Origin of the sequence: Pseudosporangium ferrugineum, assembly GCF_003002065.1 — a bacterium.
Classification (GTDB): Bacteria; Actinomycetota; Actinomycetes; order Mycobacteriales; family Micromonosporaceae; genus Actinoplanes; species Actinoplanes ferrugineus_A.
In genome coordinates this window covers 130256-151311 of record NZ_PVZG01000012.1, presented here as the reverse complement: position 1 = coordinate 151311, position 21056 = coordinate 130256, and the positions used below count along the sequence as shown (strand labels likewise).

The 21056-nt window shown below is 72.6% G+C and carries 21 protein-coding genes; 7 read left to right on the top strand and 14 right to left on the bottom strand.

All coding sequences use genetic code 11. The features are described from left to right. The first annotated feature begins 40 nt into the window (after positions 1–40). Together CLV70_RS40470 and CLV70_RS24595 are read left to right on the top strand one after the other, a co-directional pair. Complete coding sequence (locus tag CLV70_RS40470) at positions 41–574, top strand: hypothetical protein (RefSeq protein ID WP_211303866.1); 534 nt, start codon at positions 41–43, stop codon at positions 572–574. Between the two features lie 96 nt (positions 575–670). Beyond that, on the top strand, positions 671–1360 hold the full coding sequence (locus CLV70_RS24595; RefSeq protein WP_106128948.1) for a class I SAM-dependent methyltransferase: 690 nt from the start codon (positions 671–673) through the stop codon (positions 1358–1360). A gap of 61 nt (positions 1361–1421) precedes the next feature. Here the strand turns inward: CLV70_RS24595 and CLV70_RS24590 are convergent, their stop codons facing one another. Beyond that, the gene (locus CLV70_RS24590) at positions 1422–1625 is read right to left on the bottom strand and encodes a cold-shock protein (protein ID WP_106128947.1); all 204 of its coding nucleotides are present in this window, start codon (positions 1623–1625) and stop codon (positions 1422–1424) included. A 370-nt stretch (positions 1626–1995) separates the two neighbouring features. Here CLV70_RS24590 and CLV70_RS24585 point away from each other — a divergent pair, with 370 nt between their 5' ends. Beyond that, on the top strand, positions 1996–2769 hold the full coding sequence (locus tag CLV70_RS24585; RefSeq protein ID WP_106129058.1) for a hypothetical protein: 774 nt from the start codon (positions 1996–1998) through the stop codon (positions 2767–2769). Here the strand turns inward: CLV70_RS24585 and CLV70_RS24580 are convergent. Further along, positions 2748–4364 (bottom strand): amidohydrolase, encoded by a 1617-nt coding sequence (locus CLV70_RS24580; RefSeq protein ID WP_106128946.1) that lies wholly within the window; start codon positions 4362–4364, stop codon positions 2748–2750. The two genes, CLV70_RS24585 and CLV70_RS24580, sit on opposite strands and share 22 nt — an antisense overlap. Before the next feature lies 1 nt (position 4365). Then, on the bottom strand, positions 4366–4803 hold the full coding sequence (locus CLV70_RS24575) for an NUDIX domain-containing protein (protein WP_106128945.1): 438 nt from the start codon (positions 4801–4803) through the stop codon (positions 4366–4368). A gap of 78 nt (positions 4804–4881) precedes the next feature. Between CLV70_RS24575 and CLV70_RS24570 the strand changes: the two genes are divergently transcribed. Genes CLV70_RS24570 through CLV70_RS24560 form a run of 3 tightly spaced genes read left to right on the top strand, consistent with a single transcriptional unit; the run spans position 4882 to position 7974 of the window. Next, positions 4882–5886 carry an aldo/keto reductase gene (locus tag CLV70_RS24570; protein ID WP_106128944.1) on the top strand — a complete coding sequence of 335 codons (1005 nt, stop codon included), beginning with the start codon at positions 4882–4884 and terminating at the stop codon, positions 5884–5886. Positions 5887–5939: 53 nt separating this feature from the next. After that, positions 5940–6749 (top strand): SAM-dependent methyltransferase, encoded by an 810-nt coding sequence (locus tag CLV70_RS24565; protein WP_106128943.1) that lies wholly within the window; start codon positions 5940–5942, stop codon positions 6747–6749. Between the two features lie 7 nt (positions 6750–6756). Beyond that, on the top strand, positions 6757–7974 hold the full coding sequence (locus CLV70_RS24560; protein WP_245908434.1) for a P1 family peptidase: 1218 nt from the start codon (positions 6757–6759) through the stop codon (positions 7972–7974). A gap of 885 nt (positions 7975–8859) precedes the next feature. Here the strand turns inward: CLV70_RS24560 and CLV70_RS24555 are convergent. From CLV70_RS24555 to CLV70_RS24505, 11 genes are all read right to left on the bottom strand, one after another. Then, a complete protein-coding gene (locus CLV70_RS24555; RefSeq protein WP_106128942.1) occupies positions 8860–9990 on the bottom strand; it encodes an alpha/beta fold hydrolase in 1131 nt (376 codons plus the stop codon). A gap of 132 nt (positions 9991–10122) precedes the next feature. Further along, positions 10123–11304, bottom strand: a complete 1182-nt coding sequence (locus CLV70_RS24550; RefSeq protein WP_106128941.1) for a serine hydrolase domain-containing protein — start codon at positions 11302–11304, stop codon at positions 10123–10125. Further along, entirely contained in the window at positions 11301–12212 is a 912-nt protein-coding gene (locus CLV70_RS24545) for a hypothetical protein (RefSeq protein ID WP_106128940.1), read from the bottom strand. Before CLV70_RS24545 ends, CLV70_RS24550 begins: the two co-directional genes overlap by 4 nt. Positions 12213–12344: 132 nt before the next feature. Next, entirely contained in the window at positions 12345–14483 is a 2139-nt protein-coding gene (locus tag CLV70_RS24540; RefSeq protein WP_106128939.1) for a chemotaxis protein CheA, read from the bottom strand. Then, the gene (locus CLV70_RS24535) at positions 14483–14761 is read right to left on the bottom strand and encodes an STAS domain-containing protein (protein WP_106128938.1); all 279 of its coding nucleotides are present in this window, start codon (positions 14759–14761) and stop codon (positions 14483–14485) included. The genes CLV70_RS24540 and CLV70_RS24535 overlap by 1 nt, the downstream gene beginning before the upstream one ends. After that, the gene (locus tag CLV70_RS24530; protein ID WP_106128937.1) at positions 14758–15126 is read right to left on the bottom strand and encodes a response regulator; all 369 of its coding nucleotides are present in this window, start codon (positions 15124–15126) and stop codon (positions 14758–14760) included. The genes CLV70_RS24535 and CLV70_RS24530 overlap by 4 nt, the downstream gene beginning before the upstream one ends. An 8-nt stretch (positions 15127–15134) precedes the next feature. Continuing rightward, positions 15135–16175 carry a methyl-accepting chemotaxis protein gene (locus CLV70_RS24525; protein ID WP_106128936.1) on the bottom strand — a complete coding sequence of 347 codons (1041 nt, stop codon included), beginning with the start codon at positions 16173–16175 and terminating at the stop codon, positions 15135–15137. Then, entirely contained in the window at positions 16168–17223 is a 1056-nt protein-coding gene (locus CLV70_RS24520; RefSeq protein WP_106128935.1) for a protein-glutamate methylesterase/protein-glutamine glutaminase, read from the bottom strand. The genes CLV70_RS24525 and CLV70_RS24520 overlap by 8 nt, the downstream gene beginning before the upstream one ends. Then, positions 17220–17714 (bottom strand): chemotaxis protein CheD, encoded by a 495-nt coding sequence (locus CLV70_RS24515; protein ID WP_106128934.1) that lies wholly within the window; start codon positions 17712–17714, stop codon positions 17220–17222. The genes CLV70_RS24520 and CLV70_RS24515 overlap by 4 nt, the downstream gene beginning before the upstream one ends. Beyond that, entirely contained in the window at positions 17707–18540 is an 834-nt protein-coding gene (locus CLV70_RS24510; RefSeq protein WP_106128933.1) for a CheR family methyltransferase, read from the bottom strand. The genes CLV70_RS24515 and CLV70_RS24510 overlap by 8 nt, the downstream gene beginning before the upstream one ends. Then, positions 18540–19127 carry a chemotaxis protein CheW gene (locus tag CLV70_RS24505; protein WP_245908433.1) on the bottom strand — a complete coding sequence of 196 codons (588 nt, stop codon included), beginning with the start codon at positions 19125–19127 and terminating at the stop codon, positions 18540–18542. Before CLV70_RS24505 ends, CLV70_RS24510 begins: the two co-directional genes overlap by 1 nt. 201 nt (positions 19128–19328) lie before the next feature. Here CLV70_RS24505 and CLV70_RS24500 point away from each other — a divergent pair, with 201 nt between their 5' ends. Then, positions 19329–21041: a methyl-accepting chemotaxis protein gene (locus CLV70_RS24500; protein ID WP_106128931.1), complete on the top strand. Its 1713-nt coding sequence runs from the start codon at positions 19329–19331 to the stop codon at positions 21039–21041. Positions 21042–21056 lie beyond the last annotated feature (15 nt).

Sequence of the window (21056 nt, the reverse complement as noted above, 5' to 3'; positions counted from 1 at the left end):
AAGTATCCTGCGTCGGCCGTCGTCGGGGGAAGGAAACATCGTGTACGAGCAGCAGCCGCACCAGCCCTGGGGAGCCCAGCCGCCCGGAGCGCCGCAGGGTGGTGGCGCCATCGCCCTGACCACCAAGTACCACCCGCTGGCGTTCATGCTGGGGCTGTTCAAGCCGCAGGTGGAGATCAACGGTCACCCCGCGGCGAACGCGTGGGGCCGTACCGTGATCCCCGTGCCGGCCGGGCAGCACCACGTGCACGTCCACGTGCCCTATCTGCTGCCGCCGCGGATCGGCTCCGCGGATCTCGGCGTACCGGTGCATCCCGGTCAGACGGTCGAGCTCGAGTACCGCGCCCCGATGATCGCGTTCATCGGCGGTGCGCTCGGCGCGCCACCGCAGAAGTACCCGGGCATGGCCGTCACGATCGTGTTGATGGTCATTTCCCTGGTCATCCTCCTGTGCGTCTGCGGCGGTTTCATCCTCGCGCTGGCGAGCGGCGGGTCGAACTCCGCGCTGGGCGTGCCCGGCCTCGATGCGGCGGCCCCGGTGATCGCCGCTCTGACCACGCCGGGAAGTGCCTGATCCACCCTGTCGCCCATTCGCGAATATGCCGGGAAATTCCGCCGTGCTAAATTCGTCGGTGGGTGATATGACATCAAAATACGTGAGCAGGAAAATGTGGAACCGGCCCCGCTGGGGCCGTGGCTGACCGGTGATCCGGCGGCGGGACAACCGGCTACCGACGGTTTGTCCCTGCGCCCGGTCGCGTTCGTTCCCGAGGTCGCGTTGTTCCTCGCCGAGGATCCGACGCTGCTCTGGGCCCGCCTGGAGGCGGCCGAGGGGCGGCGGCTGGGCCCGCCGTTCTGGGCGTCGGCCTGGTCGGGCGGGCAGGCGCTGGCCCGCTACGTCCTGGACCACCCGGAGCTCGTCGCGGGCCGCCGGGTGCTCGACATCGCGTCCGGCTCGGGGCTGGTCGCGATCGCCGCGGCGCGGGCCGGCGCGGCGAGCGTGCTCGCCAACGACGTCGATCCGTACGCGGCGGCGGCCATCGTCACCAACGCGCGGGCGAACGAGGTGGACGTGACCGCCGTGCCGCACGACGTGCTCGACGGCGACGGCGAGGGCGCGGAGGTCATCCTCGCCGGCGACGCGCTGTACGAGGCGGCTCTGGCGGTGCGCGTCCTGGCGTTCCTCGACCGGGTGGCCGCCCGCGGGGTGCTCGTTCTCGCCGGGGACCCGGGCCGCGGTCACGTGCCGGAGGGCCGGCTGGACCGCCTGGCGGAGTACGACGAGCTGCACCTGGGCCCGGCCGACGACCATCGCGAGCGGCGCCCGGCGGTGTTCCGCGCCCGCGGCCGGCAGCCGTGAGCCCTCCCCGTACACGACGAACGGCCCGCTGAACCAGCGGGCCGTTCGTCTTGCGGGAAGGTCAGAGGGGGCGGATGTTCGCCGCCTGCAGGCCCTTGGGGCCCTGCGTGACGTCGAACTCGACCCGCTGGTTCTCCTCCAGGTTGCGGTATCCGTCAGCCGCGATGGCGGAGAAGTGCGCGAACACGTCCGCGCCGCCGTCGTCCTGGGTGATGAAACCGAAACCCTTGTCGCCGTTGAACCACTTGACGGTTCCGAAAGCCATGCCTGCTCCTCGCACCTGCGCGGGACCCGCACCGTGCGGAACCCGTGTCGCCCGCGTTGATCTCCCGTTTCCGGCGGAACGGAGAGACGCCCGCCCGGTGATGGCGCGGAAAACAGAAGCGCCTGGCGGGTTCGGATCCCATCAGGCGCCGGTAACGTCAACGGATATCAAAACTGCAACGCCGCCACTCTAGCACCGAAATCGCCGGGCGACCGGAATCGCGAATCGGAATCCGCCGATATGAACATTCGCATATTACTCACGGTGCTCGGCCGGTCACCCAGTCACCTCTCGCGTACGGGGCGCTCACGTTGATAGCATGCCGCCGTTCTCGGGCCACCTGTGGAGGGTCTGCGTGTCGGACAATCGGATGAAGGATCGTGTGAAGGTCATGTTCAACGGGACTTCCCCGGAAAGCGCCACCTCGGAGCACGCGCTGATCTCCCCGGCCGGGCCGGGTGTGCCGTCCAACCAGGCGTTGCAGGTGCTCACCATGGCGCAGCGCACCGCCGAGGAGCACCTCGCCAAGGCGCAGCAGCAGGCCGACAAGATCCGTACGGACGCGCTGGCCGCCGCCGAGGAGATCGGCCGCGAGGCGCAGATGCACGCGCACAACGTGCGGCGCGAGGCGGAGCAGGTGCTGTTCGACGCCCGGGCCGCCGCCGAGCACACCGCCCGCGAGGCCCAGGCGCGCGCCGAGGAGGCCCAGCGCGGCGCCGCCAAGGTGGTGCTCGAGGCCCGCGGCGAGGCCGGCCGCATCACCGCCGACGCCCAGGCGAACGCCGACCAGCTGCGGCTGGCCGCCCAGCAGCGCTACGACGACATGGTGGGCAGCCTCGGCGCCCGGCGCGAGGCGCTGCAGCAGCAGATCGAGGCCCTCGAGCAGTTCGACCGGGAGTACCGCGGCCGGCTCACCGCCTTCATGCAGGGCCAGCTGCGCGCGCTCTGGGTGGACCAGCCGCAGGTCACCGGCGAGATCACCGAGGTGCCCGCCCCGGCCGCCCCCGCCGTGACGGCCGAGCCGGTCGCCGAGCAGGCCGAGCCGGAGCAGCCCGCCGAGGAGCAGCTCGAGGACGACGAGGCCGCCGAGACCGAGGAGGAAGGGCCGTCGCGGCACGGCGCTCACGCGTCGCGCGAGCAGTAGACCCGCTCACCCCCGACGTAGGTCAGCGCCACCCGGGTCCCGCCGATCGCCCCGGCGGGCCCGGCGAACGGGTTCCGGTCGAGAACCACCAGGTCCGCCCGGTGTCCCGCCCTCAGCAGGCCGCTGTCGTCCGAGTGGTTCACAAAGGCGGACCCGCTCGTGTACGCCCGCAGCGCCGTACCCAGATCCAGCCGCTGCCCGGGCAGGAACGGCGGCCGATCCTCCCCGAGGTGCACCCGGTTCACCGCGACGTGCACCCCCAGCAGCGGGTCCGGGCTGCTCACCGGCCAGTCGCTGCCCGCCGCCAGCCGCGCCCCGGCGCGCCACAGATCCCCGAACGGATACTGGCGCGCGGCGAGCGCCGGGTCGAGGAACGGGATGGTCAGCTCGTCCATCTGCGGTTCGTGGGCGGCCCACAGCGCCTGGAGGTTCGCCGTCACCCCGAGCCGCCGGAAGCGCGGCACGTCGTCCGGGTGCACCACCTGAAGGTGCGCCAGGTGCGGGCGGGTGTCCCGCATCCCGTTCGTGGACCGGGCCGCCGCGACCGCGTCCAGCGCCTCCCGGACGGCCCGGTCACCCAGGGCGTGGAAGTGCACCTGGAACCCCAGGGCGTCGAGGCTGGTCACGTAGCCGCGCAGCGCCGCCGGGTCGAGGAACGACAGGCCGCTGTTCGCGGTGGGATGCCCGCACCCGTCGCGGTACGGCTCGGTCATGGCGGCCGTGAAGTTCTCCGCCACCCCGTCGAGCATCAGCTTCACCGTGCCCGAGCGCAGCGGCCCGACCGTGAACCGCTCCCGCCGCTCGACCAGCGACGGGATCTGCCCGGCACCCAGGTCGCGGTCCCACCACAGCGCCCCGGCGACCCGCGACACCAGCGAACCGTCGCCGGCCGCGGTCAGATAGGCGTCGGACACGTCCGGATAGCCGTTCGACCCGCACAGCAGCGCGTCCTGCCAGGCGGTGACGCCCAGCGAGTGCAGGAGCGTCTGGGCCCGCCGCAGCCCCGCCAGCCGGTCCGCGGCCGTCACGGGCGGCACCAGCGCGGCGACCAGCGCCATGGCACCCTCCTGGAGGCCGCCGGCCGGTTCGCCGCCGGGACCCCGATCGATCCGGCCGTCCGCGGGGTCGGGGGTGTCCGCGGTGATCCCGGCCAGCTCCAGCGCCCGGCTGTTCACCCAGGCCCCGTGGTGGTCGCGGTTCATCAGGAAGGCCGGCCGGCCGCCGGTCACCCGGTCCAGAAGATCCTTTCCGGGTACGCCGCCGGCGAAGCTCTCCATCGACCAGCCGCCCCCGACGATCCAGGGGGCGCCGGCGTGGCTGTCCGCGTACGCCCGGATCCGCCGTAGGTATTCGGTGGTGTCGACGGTGCCGCTCAGGTCGCACTGGCCCAGCTCGATGCCGCCCAGGACGGCGTGCACGTGGGCGTCCTGGAAGCCGGGCAGCAGCAGCCGCCCGGCGAGGTCTACCACCTCGGTGCCGGGACCGGCCAGCTCGCGGACGTCGTCGTGCCCGGTCGCGAGGATCCGGCCGTCGCGCACCAGCAGCGCCGTGCCGCCGGTGCCGAACAGCGGCCCGCCGGTGAACAGCACGTCCATCTCAGGCCGTCACCCGGTAGACCCGCCAGCCGTCCGGCGCCGGCCGCCCGCGCCACGTGGCCAGCGCCATCGCCGACGGCTCGTACAGCGGCCCGGGCAGATCGTCGGGATCGCACCAGGTCCAGGCGTCGAACGCGTGCGGCTCCAACAGCCGCGGCGGGGTACCGGGCCACTCCGCGACCGCCGCCGCCGTCACGCCGCTGCCCCGGGTCCGTACCCCGACCGCGAAGACGGCCGGCGCCGTACCCTCGATCCCCGCCTCCTCCGCCGCCTCCCGGGCGGCGGCCTGCTCCCAGGTCTCCCCGGCCTCGACGTGCCCGCCCGGCAGGCTCCAGCTCGGCGCCTCCCCGGCGGTGATCCGGTGGCCGAGCAGCACCCGGCCGCCCGGATCGACCAGGATGAGCCCCACACCGGTCACCGGCCTGCCGTTGTCCGCCATTGCGTCCCCCTTCGCGTCGTGTCCCGCCGATTCTCGCCCCTTGACCTGGAGCGCGCTCCAGGTCCTAACGTCGGTGCCGTGCAGACGACGGAACTGGGGCGCACCGGCGAGCGGGTAAGCGCGCTCGCCCTGGGCGCCATGCAGATGGGAAACGCCACCGACGAGGCCGGCTCGGTCCGGATCCTCGACCGCTACCGGGAGGTGGGCGGGTCGTTCATCGACACCGCCGACTGCTACGAATGGTGGGCCCGGCCGGGCAGCCGCGGCGGCGAGAGCGAGGAACTGCTGGGCCGCTGGATGCGTGCCGGCGGCCGGCGCGACGAGATCTTCCTGGCGACCAAGGGCAGCGCGCTGCCGGCGTACTCGCCGGACCTCTGGGCCGCCGACGGTACGCCCGACTGGGACCTGGCCCGGCGCACGTTCGCCGGGGCCGGGGCGCGGACGCTGCGCGACGCCCTCGACGGCAGCCTCCGGCGGCTCGGCACCGACCGCGTCGACCTCTACTACGTGCACGTCGACGACCGGGCCACCCCGCTCGAGGAGACCCTGGAGGCGCTGGCCGGGCTCGTCCGGGCGGGCAAGGTGCGCTACCTGGGCTGGTCCAACGTACGGACGTGGCGGCTCGAACGCATCCGGCAGCTGTGCGCGCGCAACGGCTGGCCGCTGCCCGTGGCGGTGCAGCAGCAGCACACGTACCTGCGGCCGCGGGGCGGGGTGGACAGCGTGTCGATCACGGGCGCCGAGCAGCTGGACTACCTGCGGGAACACGACGATCAGACGCTGGTCGCGTACTCGCCGATCCTCAAGGGCGTGTACGACGACCCGGCCAAGCGCGGCGGGCACTGGGCGATGGAGGCGTACGCGGGACCCGACTCGGAGGCCCGTCTCGCGGTGCTCGCCGAGACGGCGGCGGAGGCCGGCGTGACGCCGAACCAGCTCGTCCTCGGGTGGCTGCTGCACCAGACCCGGCCCCGGGTGCTGCCGCTCATCGGGCCGCGTACGCCGGAGCAGTTCGAGGATGCCCTGCCCGCGCTCGGCCTCAAGCTGACCGCCGAGCAGCTGGCCCGCCTCGACGCCGCCTGATCCGTTGTCCACAGGCATCGCCCATCGTGGACGGAAGTCGTTAGGGTGAGCCGGTGAGCAGCGAGCGAGCGCAGATCGACGAGACCGTGCCGCACTCCGCCCGGGTGTGGAACTACTGGCTCGGCGGCAAGGACAACTTCCAGGCCGACCGCCAGGTCGGCGACGAGTTCGCGCGCTTCTACCCCGACATCGAGGTGGTCGCGCGCAGCTCCCGCGCCTTCCTCACCCGGGCGGTCACCCACCTCGTCGCCGAGCGGGGCATCCGGCAGCTGCTCGACATCGGCACCGGCCTGCCGACCGTGGACAACACCCACCAGGTCGCGCAGGCCGCCGCCCCCGACGCCCGCATCGTGTACGTGGACAACGACCCGATGGTGCTCGCGTACGCGAGGGCGCTGCTGACCGGCACCCCGCAGGGGGTGACCGAGTATCTCGACGCCGACCTGCGCGACCCCGCCACGATCCTCGAGCGGGCCGGCCGCAGCACCCTCGACCTGTCGCGGCCGGTCGGGCTGATCCTGATGAACATCCTCGGCCACGTGCCCACCCTCGACGAGGCCGGCGCCATCGTCCGGCGGCTGCTCGACGGCCTCGCCCCGGGCAGCTACCTGGTCACCGCGGACGGCACCAACGTGATCGACGGGCCCGCGTTCGAGGAGGCCATCGCGGTGTGGAACGCCAACGCGCCGCTCTCCTACCACCTGCGCAGCCCGGAGCAGCTCGCCACGTTCCTGACCGGGCTCGAGGTCGTCGAGCCGGGACTGGTGCCGTGCTCCCGCTGGCGTCCCGCCCCCGGCGCGACCGCCGAGGACCTGCGCGAGGTCGACGAGTACGGGGCGGTGGCGCGCAAACCTGAGGCATGATCGGAGGATGGACGGGCCGCAGCTGCTGTCGGCGTACGCCGGACACTGGACGGGCGCCGGCACCGGCGTGACCGTGATCCTGCCCCCACCGGGCACCGTGGCCTCCGGCGAGGTCCGCGGCGGCGCCCCGGCAACCCGCGAATTCCCCCTGCTCGACCCCACCCGCCTGGTCGACCGCGTCGACGCGGTGGTCCTGTCGGGCGGCTCCGCCTTCGGCCTTGCGGCGGCCGACGGGGTGATGTCCGTCCTCCGCGAACGAGGAACGGGCTTCCCGACCCCGGCGGGCCCGGTCCCCATCGTGGTAGCCATGTCCATCTTCGACGCGTCGGTGAGCACCGCACCGCCGGACGCGACGGCCGGCCGCGAAGCCGCCCTGGCCGCCCTCTCCGGCACCCCCTTCACCGCCGGCGGCCGGGCCCTTGCGGTTGGCGGGGATCTTGCGGGTGGCGGGGATCTTGCGGGTGGCGGGGGCCTTGCGGGTGGCGACGGCTTCGTGGGTGGCGAGGGTGTTTTGGGTGGCGAGGGTGTGGCGGGTCGCGGGGGCGTCGCGGGTCGCGGGGGCGTCGCGGGTGGTGAACACCTCGCGGGTGGCCGGGGTGGCGGGGGTCTCCCGGTTGGCGGGAGTGTCGGAGGCGGCCGGGGCCCTGCGGGTGGCGAGGATCTCGTGGGTGACGAAGGGCTTGCGGGTGGCCCGGGTGGCCCGGGTGGCGAAGGCCGCGCGGGGCGGGTGGGTGCCGGGGCGGGGGCTTCGAGCGGGAAGTGGCGGGGGCGTCTGGATCCGGGCGGGCTGGGCGTCGCCGAGCGGGCGGCCGGTCCGGCGCGGGTCGCCGCGGTGGCCGTGGTCAACGCCTGGGGCGACGTGCTGGCCGCCGACGGCCGGCCCATGTTCGCCGCCCCGGCCGGCCAGGGGGACGCCTCCGAGCCGGCGGGCCGGGGCGAGGCCGCCGGCCCGGTCGAGGCGATGTTCGGGCGGGGGAACACGACCCTGGCGGTGGTGATCACGAACGCGCGACTGAGCAAGACCGACTGCTTCCTGCTGGCACAGAGCGGCCACACCGGCTTCGCCCGGGCGATCCACCCCGCCCACTCCCGCTACGACGGCGACGCGGTGGTGACCCTGGCGACCGGAGAGGTCACCGACCCCGTCGACGTGGACCTCCTGCGCGCCGTCGCCACCGAAACCGTCGCCGACGCGATCCGCGCGGCGGTCGCCGACCCCCGCTGAACCCCGGCGCCGCCCTCACGCGCTGCGTCCGTGCTCGCGCGCTGCGTCTGCCTTCGCGTGTGGCGTGCGTGCTCGCGTGTGGCGTCGGTGCTCGCGCGCCGCGCCCGCCTTCACGCGTGGCGTCGGTGCTCGCGCGCCGCGCCCGCCTTCACGCGTGGCGTCGGTGCTCGCGCGCCGCGCCCGTCTTCACGCGTGGCGTCGGTGCTCGCGCGCCGCGCCCGTCTTCACGCGTGGCGTCGGTGCTCGCGCGCCGCGCCCGCCTTCACGCGTGGCGTCGGTGCTCGCGCGCCGCGCCCGTCCTCACGCGCCGCGTCGGTGCTCGCGCGCCGCGCCCGTCCTCACGCGCCGCGTCCGTGCTCGCGCGCCGCGCCCGCCTTCACGCGTGGCGTCCGTGCTCACGCGCCGCGCCCGTCCTCACGCGTGGCGTCGGTGCTCGCGCGCCGCGCCCGTCCTCACGCGCCGCGTCGGATCTGGAGGGGTGGGCAGGTCGTCGCTGGGCGGCGGAGGCAGCGTCCAGGGACAGGTCCCCGCAGAGAGCCACGGTCGGTGGCCGGCGGAGCCGACGTCGGGGTCACCCGGGCGGCCCCCGAGCAGCGGGGGAGCGCGAAAGCCGGCGGCCGGCGTCAAGGGTGGTGCGCGCCGTCGTTCTCCAAGTGGACGCGGTGGTGGGATTGCCCTGGAAGCAGCGTCTCGGGCCGCGGAGGGTGGGCCGCGGGAAAGTGGCCGCGCCCCGCGCGGGAGTGGGGGGAGATATGGCCGCACCCCGCGCGGGGGTGGGGGGAGACATGGCCGCATCCCGCACGGGGGTGGGGGGAGACGTGGCAGCACCCCACGCGGGGGTGGTCGCGTGGGGTGCTGCCGGTCCCGAGGGGGCGGATCGGGACGTCAGGAGAAGTGTGTGGCGATCCAGGCGGTCACCGTGTCCACCGAGGCGAAGACCGCGCCGTCGTGGCTGGCTCCGGTGATGGGGACGAAGGTTACTTCCTGGTCGTACTGGTCGAGTTCGTCGAGGAGGGGGCCGGCGGTGATGGCGTACGGGACCGCGTCGTCGTCGGTGCCCTGGACGATCAGGATGGGGGCGCTCGGCGGGACCGTTGCCGGGTTGCCGTACTGGGCGAGTTTCGACAGGACCGTGGGGGACACGACGCCGTTCGGGACGAGTTCGTCGGCGTTCAGGGGGGCGTACGCCTCCAGGATCTCGTTGAGGCAGCCGGTCTGGAGCACCGACGTGCGCTGCTTGGCGGGGCTGGCCAGGTAGCTGTTCGGGTTGAAGGTCGGCTCGACGGCGTTGATGCCGTACAGGGCCATCACCAGGTAGCCCTGGCCGGGGCTGCCGGGGATCTCCGGGGCGATCATGTCGAGGTTGGACACCGGGGCGATGGCCGCGACGCCCTTGAGGACGAGCGAGCCGTCGTAGGACGGGGCGAGCTGGCCGGCGAAGAGGGCGCCCTGGCCGCCCTGGGAGTGGCCGTCGACGGCGTACTGGGTGCTCAGGGCCGGGTCGAGGCTGCGGGCCGCCTTGACGCTGTCGATGATCGCGCGGCCCTCGCTGTTGCCCACCAGGTACGGGTGGGCCTCCGGGGTGCCGAGGCCGGGGTAGTCGGGGGCGGTGACCGTCCAGCCCTTCCGGAGCAGCGCGGCGATCGCGGCGCGGGCCTCGGGCCAGAAGACCGCCTGGTTGGTGGACGGGGTGCACTTGTCGGCGATGCCGGTGGTGCCGTGGCTCCAGACCACGGTCCGGTTGGTCTTGCCGGTCTTCGGGGTCAGGACGAGGCCGGTGGCGACGGTGGTCGCGCCGGTGACCGAGGTGGTGAAGTACTGGATGCGCTTGCCGTTGGCGAGGGGGGCGAGCTCGGGCGGCAGGGTCGCGGTGGTCGAGGTGATGACGGTGCCGGGGGAGAGCCACGCGTTCGCGGGGCCGCCCGTGCTGACCACGATGCCGAGGGACATGAGCAGGGTGGCCTGGAGGGCGGCGGCCAGTCTGACGGCGAATCGCCGCCGGGGCGCAGTTCTCATCTATGTGTTCCTTCCGGGTGCGCGGAGTGATGCGGGCATGGTGGTAACCGCTCCGGCGTACCCGCGGTGATGGGGGGCCGCGGACAAGGGGGTAGCCGGGTGGGACGGCAGGGGGTGGGGGAGCGGGGTGGATCAGGCGAAGTGGTCGGCGATCCGGCGCAGCGCGGTGATCGTCTCGTGGTCGCGGGCCGGGTCGTCCTCGGTGGGCCAGGCGCTGCACTTGACGATCACGACGTCGGCGACCGGGTCGACGAAGAGGTACTGGCCGTGCACGCCGAGGCCGGTGAAGGCCTGGAAGCAGCTCTCGCCGAGGGTCCACCACTGGTTGGCGTACCCGTAGTGGTCGTAGCCGCTGGGGCCGAGGGCGCCGACGGCCAGGTGGGGCAGGTCGGCGCCGCGGCTGCGGCGGACCCAGTCGGCGGGCACGACCTGCTCGCCGGCGACGATGCCGTCGTTCGCCATGAGCAGGCCGACCCGGGCGAGGTCGCGGGCGGTGGCGTTGAAGGCGCCGGCGCCGATGGCCGTGCGCGGGTGCGAGCGGGTGAGGCCGTAGTACGCGTCGCGCTCGGCGCCGATGCGGCGCCACAACCGGTCCGACGCGTACGCCGCCAGCGACCGCCCGGTGGCCGCCTCGAGCACCCAGCCGAGCACCTGGGCGTCGAAGGTGGAGTAGTTGAAGCGTTCGCCGATGTCCGCGGTGCGCGGGGCGCGGCGGATGATGGCCGCCACGTCGCCGCCGCTGAGCACGGCCCGCTCGAACTGGCGGATGAAGCTGTCGGAGCCGTCCCAGGTCTCGAGGTCGCCGACGCCGCTGGTCATGTCGAGCAGGTCGGCCAGGGTGGTGCCGTCGTACGCCGTACCCCGGAAGTCGCGCCGGTAGTCGGTGACCTGGTCCTTGACGCTGCCGATGGCGCCCTCGGCCAGGGCGATGCCGATGAGCACCGACGTGACCGACTTGGACAGCGAGAACAGCTGCATGCGGGTGCGCGGGCCGGCGAAGGCGCCGGGGTAGCTCTCGTGCACGATCGTGCCGTGGTGCAGCACCACGAACGCGGTGGTGAACGTGCGCCGGTGCAGGTCGGCGATGGTGTGGTCGGTGTCGTCGTAGCGGTAGGTGAGGTCGAGCGGGAGCGGCGCGGCGGGCAGCGACCGGGTGGCGTGACCGCGGGCGACCCGTTCGGTCGGGATCAGCCAGTTCATGTGGGTGAAGGTGAACTCGTTGATCGGGCGGCGCATGATCAGGTCGCTCTGCCGCTCCCACCACGAGGGCGGCTCGCCGGCCGGCAGAACCGGTTGGTGCGTCGTGCTCGTCATGGCATGTCCCCGCTGTCGTCGATGGTGCGGTCGGCAGGACGCGCTCTGTTCGAGACGCCTCGGAAGTGTTCACGCAACGTCAGGCCGGTGGGTTCAGCGACAGGTTCGAGATAGCTGTTGAGGATGCCGAGCACGGCCATGCCGACCAGGTTGTCGGCGATCTCCTCACCGACGATCCCGGCGGCGGGATCGCCCAGGTGGTGCAGGGCGAAGCCTTCCGTCACGGCGGCGAGCATGTTGGCGAGCTGGTCGAGGGTGACGCCGGGGCGCAGCTGGAAGCCGCGGGAGGCGAAGGTGGACTCGTAGATCTTCTTCCACGGTTCCAGGGCGCCGGCGTACTGGTTGGCGATGGCGTCGTGGATGCCGTCGTTGCGGTCCGCGGTGGCCACCATGATCAGTTGCAGCCGGAACAGCGGCATCCGGCAGATGGCCTGCAACTCGTGGAACGTCGCCCGGTCGATGGCGTCGACGAAGCTCTCCTCGTCGTCCAGCCAGTCGCGGGTCTCGTCCTCCGCGTCGTACTGCGGGTCGTAGTTCATCGCGTGGAACAGGAACGTGAGCAGGTCGTTCAGGTAGTCGTCGTGGGTGGCCCAGGTGGCGCGGTACGGGCCGTCGCCCTTCTGCCGCAGGAAGGGCGGCTCCAGGTTCTCCATCTCGCGGGACAGTGCACGTTCGGTCAGGAAGCGGAGGCCGGACCAGTACTGCTTGCGCCCGTCCCCGGCGGGGGTCCCGTCGCAGACGCCGAGGTTCTGCTCGACCAGGTTGGCGCCCGCCTTGAGGTAGGACGCCACCTTCGGCGAGTTGACCAGCGCGGCACGGGTGGCCTCCCGGACTCCCTTGACACGCGTGACGATGCCAGAGAAGTCCTGGTTATACGGGAAGGGTAGGTCCTTCTTGCCGAACGTCATGAAGCGATTCTTTGTCCGATAACCCGCGGGGACAAGTGCGCGGGTGCGTAGTACTCGGAGTCTAGTCCTCGTGAATTTGTAGATAGGCGTAGATATAACTTTCTGTAGCCGTACGATAACGGAATGAAATGGTTAGGCGGCTCTCCGCGCCCGGACGTGCTCCCGTTCCGAATGGTCCGCCACGAGCGGCCCCACGTCCAGGATGAGGGCGATCTCGCCGCTGCCCAGGATGGTCGAGCCGCTGATGCAGGAGAGCCCGCTGAACAACACCCCGAGCGGTTTGATCACCGTTTGCAGCTCGCCCAGGAGCGCGTCCACGACCAGTCCGGTGCGCTGACCGGACTGCTCCACAATGACGACGCTCTGCCGCCTCGCGGGCTCACCGGGAATGTCGAAAAGGTCGCGGAGCCGGATGAACGGCAGCACTTCGCCGCGCAGGTTCATGCAGTCGCGGCCGAGCGGCCCGGACGGCAGCTCGACGATCTCGGTCACCCGGTCCAGCGGCACGATGAACGACGACGGGCCCACCCCGACCAGGAAACCGTCGATGATGGCCAGGGTCAGCGGCAGCCGGATCCGGATCGTGGTGCCGGCGCCCCGGGTGGTCTCCACCTCGATGCTGCCGCGCAGGCCGGTGACGTTGCGCCGGACCACGTCCATGCCGACCCCGCGGCCGGACAGGCTGGAGACCGTCGACGCGGTGGAGAAGCCGGGTTCGAAGATCAGGTCGTGGACCTCGGCGTCGGTGAGCACCGCGTCGGCGTCGACCACGCCGCGTTCCACCGCCTTGGCCAGGATCTTCTCCCGGTCCAGGCCGCGCCCGTCGTCGCCGACCTCGATCACGATGTTCCCCGCGTCGTGGTACGCGTTCAGCCGCAACGTCCCCTGCGCCGCCTTGCCGTGCCGCCGCCGCTCGGCCGGCGCCTCGATGCCGTGGTCGAGCGAGTTGCGCACCAGGTGCAGCAGCGGGTCGCTGATCCGCTCGACCAGCGCCTTGTCCATCTCGGCGTCGCCGCCGGTGATCACCAGCGACACCTCCTTGCCCAGCTCGACGCACACGTCCCGGACCACCCGCTCGAAGCGGCGCAGCGTGGTGCCGATCGGGACCATCCGCAGCGCCAGCGCGCTGTGGCGTACCTCGTCGACCAGGCGCATCACCTCGCTCTGCGCCTCGCCGCCGGCCCCGGCCCGCAGCCCGGTGCTGGACTGCGCGATGACCAGCTCGCCGACCAGGTCGATGAGCCGGTCGAGGCGGGCGGCGTCGATCCGGATGGTCTGGGTGTCCTGGGAGCGGGTCTCGATCGTCTTGCGCTGGCGGTTGAGCGCGGCGTCCACGATGGGCCGCGGCACGATCCCGTGCTCGACGAGGATCTCGCCGATCGGCACCGGGCGGGTGCCGCTGCGCACCGCCTGCTCCTGCTGGATGTGCAGGGCCTCGGCCATCTCCAGCTCGGTCACCGCGCCGCTGCTGATCAGCACGTCGCCGACCCGGTCGCTCTCCGGCATCGCCCGGATGGCCCGCACGTACGCGTCGAGCTGGTGCTCCGCCGGCACGATCCGGATGTCGCTGTCCTCGCGGACGAACTCGAAGACGGCCTCGATCTCCTCCTTCGGGGCGCCGCTCAGCAGCTCCGCCTCGAAGGCGAGGTAGCAGGTCTCGGGGTCCATCTGCTCGGCGGCGGGCAGCCCGGAGTCGTCCACCGACACCCGCGACACCGTGCCGATGCTGCCCAGGTAGCGCAGGAACGACAGCGGGTCCATGCCGTTGCGCAGGCAGTCGGCGCCGAACCGCAGGCTCAGCCGCCACGACCGCTCGGGCGCCGCCCCCGCGTCCTCGGCGTGCCGGACGGCGGTCGCTCCCGGCCCGTCCCCCAGGTAGGGCTCCAGGCCGGCGAGCAGCGCGGCCCCCTCGGCCGCCTGCGCGGCATCCGGCTCGAGCCGGCCGCCGGCCAGCCCCTCGATCATCGTGCCGATGTGGTCGGCGCACGGCAGCAGCGCGCTGACCAGCCCGGGCGACACCTCCAGATCCCCTTCCCGTACGGAACCCAGCACCGTCTCGACCACGTGGGTGAACTGCACCAGGTGCCGCAGGCCGAAGAGCCCGGACGACCCCTTGAGCGTGTGCGCCGCGCGGAACACGGTGTTGACGGTGTCCGCCGCCGCGGGACGCACCTCGAGGTCGAGCAGCCCCTCCTCGAGCTGCTGCACCAGGTCCCGGGCCTCGGTCACGAACGTGTCGAGCGCCTCGCGCATGTCGTCGTCCGTGGACATCACTCCTCCTCGGCGGCCAGGCCGGCCAGGGCGAGCACCGCGGCGACGTTGCCGGCGGGCGCGCCGAGCTCGAACGGCAGGTCCAGGCGCGCGGCCTCGCGGCGGGCCAGCAGCAGGATCTGCAGCCCGGCGGTGTCGAGCTCCTCCACGCCGGACAGGTCGACGCGCAGGCCGCCGCTGCCCTGCAACGCCGCGAGGAGCCGCTCCTTCTGCTCGGCGGCGGTCATGATGGTCAGCTCGCCGTCGAGGGCGATCCGGCGCAGCTCGCGGGTGCTCATGGCGCGATCAGCTTCGCCACCGCGCTGAGCATCTGCTCCGGCTGGAACGGCTTGGTCACCCAGGCCTTGGCGCCGGCCGCCTGCGCCTGGCGCTTCTTGTCCTCCTGGGACTCGGTGGTCAGCATGATGATCGGGGTGAACTTGTACGCCGGCAGCTTGCGCGCCTCCGCCACGAACGTGATCCCGTCCATGTTCGGCATATTCACGTCGGAGATGATCAGGTGGATCCGCTGGCCGTTCAGCTTGGCCAGGGCGTCCTTGCCGTCGACGCCCGCGATGACGTCGTAGCCCGCGCCCTTGAGCGCGATGCTGACGACCTGCCGCACCGACGCGGAGTCGTCCACGATCAGAATGGTCTTGGCCATCGTCCCCCCTAGAAGAACGTGATTTCGGACGTGGACGGCGCGGCGCCCGCCCCGGACGTGTGCGCCTCGCGCTCCTCGGCCATCGTGTAGTTCGCGGCCAGCGCGTCCAGCAGCTGCCGGGCGTCGAGCGGCCGTTCGCCGGCCTCGGTGACGACCGCCGGGAACTGGTCGATGCTGTCCCGCAGATGCTCGAGGATCTGCCCGACCCGGTCCTGGAACTGGAGGTTGACCAGCGACTGGCTGATGTCGGTGCGGATGCCGACGGCGGCCTGCTCGAGCTCGGCGGAGGAGCTCTGCAGACCCGACAGCACCGTACGGAGATCCTCCAGCACCGCCTGCACCTCCTCGTTGGCCTGCGCCACCGCCTCGTCCTCGCGCCCGGCGCTCTCCTGCGCGCTGGCGAGCACCGACCCGATCGCGGACGCCACCCCGGCCACCTTCGCCGAGATCCGTTCGCTGGTGCTGTGCGACCGTTCGGCGAGTTCGCGTACCTCCAGGGCCACCACGCCGAAGGCCGCGCCCGCCGAACCCACCCGGGCCGCCTCGATGGCGGCGTTGAGGGCGAGCAGGTTGGTCTGCGCGGCGATCCGGGTGACCTCGCCGGACATCTGCCGCAGCTCGTCGTTGAGGTCGAGCAGGGTACGCAGCTCGTCCAGCGCCGCCCGCTTCGCGGTGAGGGCATGGTCGAGCGTCCCGACGACCTCGCCGAGGCGCCGCCGGCTGCGCTCGAAGGCCGCCGCGTTCTCGTCGTGCAGCGCGCCCGACGACGAGGTGAGCACGGCGTCGAGGTTCTCCACGATGCCGGCGAACTTCTCGGTCAGCCGGCCGACCGCGGACTCCATCTGCCCGCGCGACGAGTCGATCTGCGCCGACCACACCGGCGCCACCGCCCCGGCGAACTCGGACAGCCCCGCCAGCTGGTCGCCGGCCGGCCGCTCGGGTCCGGCGACGGCGTCCGGCTCCGTACGCGTGCCGCGCCACCGGGCGATGCCGTAACCCGCGCCGGCCCCGGCGAGCAGGGCCAGGACGATACCGATCAGCTCAGCCATGACGGTGGATCACCTCCGCGATCGAGCCCAGCGGGCTTTCCCGGTCGACCGCGCCGCGCAGGACCGCCTCGCGGGGCATGCCGTGCACGACGCAGGTGGCCTCGTCCTGCGCGACGGTGAAGGCGCCGGCCCGGCGCATCTCCAGCAGGCCGCGGGCGCCGTCGTCGCCCATGCCGGTCATGATCACCCCGACGGCGTGCCGCCCGGCCACCTTCGCCACCGAGCGGAACAGCACGTCCACCGACGGGCGGTGGCGGTTGACCGGCGGCCCGTCGAAGACGCGTACCCGGTAGGTGTCGGTGCGGCGCAGCTCCATGTGCCGGCCGCCCGGCGCCACCAGGACCTGGCCGGGCAGGACCGGGTCGCCGTCGGCGGCCTCGCGGACGCGTACCCGGCACAGGGCGTCGAGGCGCTCGGCGAACGCGGCCGTGAACTTCTCCGGCATGTGCTGGACGAGCACGATCCCGGGGCACGTGGGCGCCAGCGCCGGCAGCACCACCTCGAGGGCCTGGGTGCCGCCGGTGGACGTACCCATCGCCACGAGCTGTGCCGGTTCCGTCCCCGGCGGTCCGGGCGCGGGGCCGGGGGCCGCGGGCACGGCCGCGTACGTGAGGGACCGCGGCGCCTGCCGCAACCGGCTCGCATTGCTCGCCGCCGCGGCGCGGACGGCGGCGACGATGTCGCCGGAGTCCTCCTCCATGAACCGCTTCAGCCCGGAGTCCGGCTTCGCGATCACCGCCGCGGCGCCGGCGGCGAGCGCCTCCATCGTGGTCTCCGCGCCTCGCCGGGTCAGCGTCGAGCAGATCACCACCGGCGTCGGCCGTACGGACATGATCTTCTTCAGGAAGGTGAGGCCGTCCATCCGGGGCATCTCGATGTCCAGCACCACCACGTCCGGCCAGGCGCGGTTCATGTGCTCCATGGCGAAGATCGGGTCCGGCACCGCGCCGATGACCTCGATCCCGGCGCTGCCGCGCAGCCGGGCGGCGAGCACCTGCCGCACGACGGCCGAGTCGTCGACGATCAGCACGCCGATCCGCCCGGTCATGCCGTCGCCCGCTCGTCGAGGCTCTGCAGGCTGCGCAGCCAGACGTGTCCGGTGGCCAGTTCGAGCACGATCCGGCGCGAGCCCCGGCCGCCGACCTCGCAGGCGGAGACCCGGAACCCGTGGTACCGCAGCAGTTCCAGGCCGACGGCGGCGTTGCGGCCCGCCACCCCGCCGAGCGGGCCGGAGATGTCCGGGAACTGGTCGGCGCCGCCGAACACCTTGACGACGTACTCGTCCGGGTGGGTGCCGTGCCGGCGCACCTCGTGGTGGAAGAGGGCCACCGCGTCGTCGGCGTACCGGCCGTCGAGGTGGCGGGAACGGTCCCGCCCCGGGCGGCTGGGCAGCAGGTAGTGGCACATCCCGCCGATGAGCCGCCCGGGGTGCCACAGCGTGATCGCGACGCAGGAACCCAGCAGGGTGTGCAGGCGGGTGCCGCCGGCCGCGAAACGGAAGTCGCCCGGGTTGAGGTGGAGGTCGGCCGGCTCAGGCACCGCCCGCCCCCTCGAGCCGGTAGATCGAGGGTTCGACCATGCGCAGCCGCGACGGGATCGCGTTGAGCGACTCCGAGCTGCCGATGATCAGGTGGCCGCCCGGCACCAGCACGTCCTGCATCCGGTCCACGAGGTCGCGCTTCGTCGGCAGGTCGAAGTAGATCATCACGTTGCGCAGGAAGATCACGTCGAAGCTGCCCAGCCGGCGGATGTCCTCCATCAGGTTCAGGCAGTGGAACTGCACCCGCTCCCGGAGCTGCCGGGAGACGGTCAGCAGGCCCTCGTACTCCTCGCGGCCGCGCAGGCAGTAGCGGCGCAGCAGCGGCGGCGGGATCTTCCCGGCCGCCTCGATCGGGTACAGCGCCCGCCGCGCGGTCTCCACCACCTCGGTGGAGATGTCGCTGCCGAGGATCTCCCACTGCGCCGCCGGCAGCGACTCCGCGAGGACCATCGCCGCCGTGTACGCCTCCTCCCCGGTGGAGCTGGCCGCGCTCCACATCCGCAGGACCCGGCCCGGCTGCCGCTGTGGGACGATCACCGCGCTCAGGTACTCGAAGTGCCGGGGCTCGCGGAAGAAGAACGTCTCGTTCGTGGTGAGCAGGTCGATCATCCGGTGCAGCTCGACCTCGTCGTGGCTGTCGCGCAGCAGCGAGATGTAGTCGGCGTACCCGCCGAGCCCGAGCTGCCGGACCCGTTTGTCGAGCCGGCTCGCGACCAGGGCCTCCTTGCCCGGGCCCAGCGCGATCCCGGTGTGCTCCCGCAGCAGCCCGGTGAGGTGCCGGAACTCGTCGCCGGTGAGCTGCCGGGAGGCCGCGAGCGGCAGCATCACCGCGGCTCGGTAGCCGCGTCGCCGGCCGGGGGCGGCTGCTCCCGGGCCAGTTCGCCGAGGCTCACCATGTCGCTGATGGACAGGACCCGGCTGACGTCCAGCACGATGAGGAAGTCGTCGTCGCGGCGGGCCATCCCGCTGATGTAGTCGGCCCGGATGCCGGCGCCGAACGCCGGGGCGGGCTCCATGTCACCCTCGTCGAGCGTGACGACCTTGTTCACCGCGTCGACCAGGATGCCGATGTCCTGGCCGTCCTGCCCGCCGCGCGCCAGCCCGGTGCCGTCCGTCTCGCCGGCCGCGGGCACGGACTCGCTGATGTGCACGATGATGATCGTGGTGCGGCGGCGCACGGTGGTGGTGCCGCGGGCGAAGCGGATCGCCAGGTCGATGACCGGCACGGCGCGCCCGCGCAGGTTGATCACCCCGCGGATGAAGTCCGGCACCATCGGCACCACGGTGAGCGTGCGGTACTCGAGGATCTCCTTGACGTGGAAGATGTCGAGCGCGTACGACTCGCCGTTGAGGGTGAAGGTGAGGTAGCGGGCCGACTCGGTGGCCGTACCGGCCGTCGCACTCGTGGTCACCGCCGGTCCTCCCGCCTGCCCCGGGTCGTCTGCCGGTGTCATTCGACCAGACCGGGGGCGGCCTCCGCAGGGCCTCCCGAATATTCGCGAGGAGCCTTCGGATTCCACCTTTGCGCAGGTCGGGCGTCGATAGACTGAGCCCGTCATGGGCCGGCGCGACGAATCCCCGCGCGGTCCGGCGGGGGATCAAGGGAGCCTGACATGGCCGAGACGGCCGGAAGCCGCCATCGCAACGGATTCTCGTTCCGGGACCTGCCGATCGCCTGGAAGCTGCGAGGGCTGGCGCTCATCTCCGGGCTGCTGCTGCTGACGGTGGGCATCGTGGGCATCGTCCAGCTCGGCCACACCCAGGACCGGCTGAGGCAGCTCTACAACAGCAACCTGCACGACGTACGGACGCTCGGCGAGGTCCGCGCCGGCTACAAGCAGGTACGCATCGAGATGCGCAAGCTGGCCATGTCGGCCGCCGCCGACCGGGCCGCGGCGAACCGTTCCGTGGACGCCGCGTTCGGCGGGCTCGACCAGACGTGGGCCACGTTCGCGGAGAGCCGCACCGTCGCCGCGGGCAGCCGTGAGCAGGCCTTCCAGTCGGCGTGGGCCTCGTACAAGACGATCGCGAACGAGAAGCTCAAGCCGGCCGCGGCGGCCGGCGACTTCGAGGCGTACAGCCGCATCTCCGCGGCCGAGGTGGACCCGGTCTCCGAGGCCATCGATCAGGCCGTGGACGGCCTGGTGGCCGACGAGGACGCGCAGGCCAAGGCCTCGCTCGACGCGTCCGCCTCGGCCTACGACACCGCCCGTACGGTGCTCATCGCCCTCGTGGTGCTCGCCCTCGTGCTGACCCTCGTGGTGGTGCAGCTGATCACCCGGGCCATCTCGCGCCCGCTGCGCGAGACCGTCGACGTGCTCACCGGCCTCGCCGACGGCCGCCTCGACCAGCGGCTCGCGGTCCGCGGCCAGGACGAGGTCGGGCGGATGGGCGAGGCGCTGAACCGGGCGATGAACCGGCTGAGCGAGACGGTCGGCACCGTCGTCGACTCCGCGGCCCAGCTCAACATGGCGTCCAACCAGATCAGCGGCGCCTCGCAGAGCCTGTCGCAGGCGGCGACCGAGCAGGCGGCCAGCGTGGAGGAGACCACCACGAGCGTGCAGGAGATGACCGCCGGCATCTCGCAGAACAGCGAGAACGCCATCGCCACCGAGGGCATCGCCACCAAGGCCGCCGCCGAGGCGCACGAGGGCGGTGACGCGGTGCAGCGCACGGTCGCGGCGATGAAGGAGATCACCAGCAAGATCGGCATCATCGACGACATCGCGTTCCAGACCAACATGCTCGCGCTCAACGCCACCATCGAGGCGGCCCGGGCCGGTGAGCACGGCAAGGGCTTCGCGGTCGTCGCCACCGAGGTCGGCAAGCTCGCCGAGCGCAGTCAGGTCGCCGCGCAGGAGATCAGCGAGCTGGCCGCGGGCAGCGTGCAGACCGCCGAGCGCGCGGGGGAGCTGCTCAACACGATCATCCCGAGCATCACCCGCACGTCGGACCTGGTCCAGGAGATCGCGGCGGCCAGCGGCGAGCAGTCCACCGGGGTACGGCAGATCAACGTCGCGATGACCCAGATCGGCAAGGTGACCGAGCAGACCGCCTCCTCGAGCGAGGAGCTGGCCGCCACCGCCGAGCAGATGTCGGCCCAGACCGCCCAGCTCAAGCAGCTCATGGACTTCTTCGTGACCGGAGCCGCCGCGCGCCCGGTGGTGACCGGGACGGTGCAGCCGGCCGCCCGGGGCGGGTGGGGGAACGAGAGCTATCAGCGGGCGGGACGCGACGCCGCCCGCTACAACGAGAACACCCCGGTGACCGCGCACCGGCGCGAGGTGGCCGTACCGGATCTCGAGAGCAAGTTCGAGCGCTTCTGAGCGAACTCGCGCCCG

Bases quoted from the DNA above. Each gene is read 5' to 3' on its own strand.
- CLV70_RS24590 (WP_106128947.1), bottom strand. From the start codon at position 1,625: ATGGCTTTCGGAACCGTCAAGTGGTTCAACGGCGACAAGGGTTTCGGT.
- CLV70_RS24550 (WP_106128941.1), bottom strand. From the start codon at position 11,304: ATGACGAGCACGACGCACCAACCGGTTCTGCCGGCCGGCGAGCCGCCC.
- CLV70_RS24530 (WP_106128937.1), bottom strand. From the start codon at position 15,126: ATGGCCAAGACCATTCTGATCGTGGACGACTCCGCGTCGGTGCGGCAG.
- CLV70_RS24545 (WP_106128940.1), bottom strand. From the start codon at position 12,212: ATGACGTTCGGCAAGAAGGACCTACCCTTCCCGTATAACCAGGACTTC.
- CLV70_RS24500 (WP_106128931.1), top strand. From the start codon at position 19,329: ATGGCCGAGACGGCCGGAAGCCGCCATCGCAACGGATTCTCGTTCCGG.
- CLV70_RS24535 (WP_106128938.1), bottom strand. From the start codon at position 14,761: ATGAGCACCCGCGAGCTGCGCCGGATCGCCCTCGACGGCGAGCTGACC.
- CLV70_RS24525 (WP_106128936.1), bottom strand. From the start codon at position 16,175: ATGGCTGAGCTGATCGGTATCGTCCTGGCCCTGCTCGCCGGGGCCGGC.
- CLV70_RS24580 (WP_106128946.1), bottom strand. From the start codon at position 4,364: ATGGACGTGCTGTTCACCGGCGGGCCGCTGTTCGGCACCGGCGGCACG.
- CLV70_RS24555 (WP_106128942.1), bottom strand. From the start codon at position 9,990: ATGAGAACTGCGCCCCGGCGGCGATTCGCCGTCAGACTGGCCGCCGCC.
- CLV70_RS24560 (WP_245908434.1), top strand. From the start codon at position 6,757: ATGGACGGGCCGCAGCTGCTGTCGGCGTACGCCGGACACTGGACGGGC.
- CLV70_RS24510 (WP_106128933.1), bottom strand. From the start codon at position 18,540: ATGCTGCCGCTCGCGGCCTCCCGGCAGCTCACCGGCGACGAGTTCCGG.
- CLV70_RS24575 (WP_106128945.1), bottom strand. From the start codon at position 4,803: ATGGCGGACAACGGCAGGCCGGTGACCGGTGTGGGGCTCATCCTGGTC.
- CLV70_RS24585 (WP_106129058.1), top strand. From the start codon at position 1,996: ATGAAGGATCGTGTGAAGGTCATGTTCAACGGGACTTCCCCGGAAAGC.
- CLV70_RS24540 (WP_106128939.1), bottom strand. From the start codon at position 14,483: ATGTCCACGGACGACGACATGCGCGAGGCGCTCGACACGTTCGTGACC.
- CLV70_RS24520 (WP_106128935.1), bottom strand. From the start codon at position 17,223: ATGACCGGGCGGATCGGCGTGCTGATCGTCGACGACTCGGCCGTCGTG.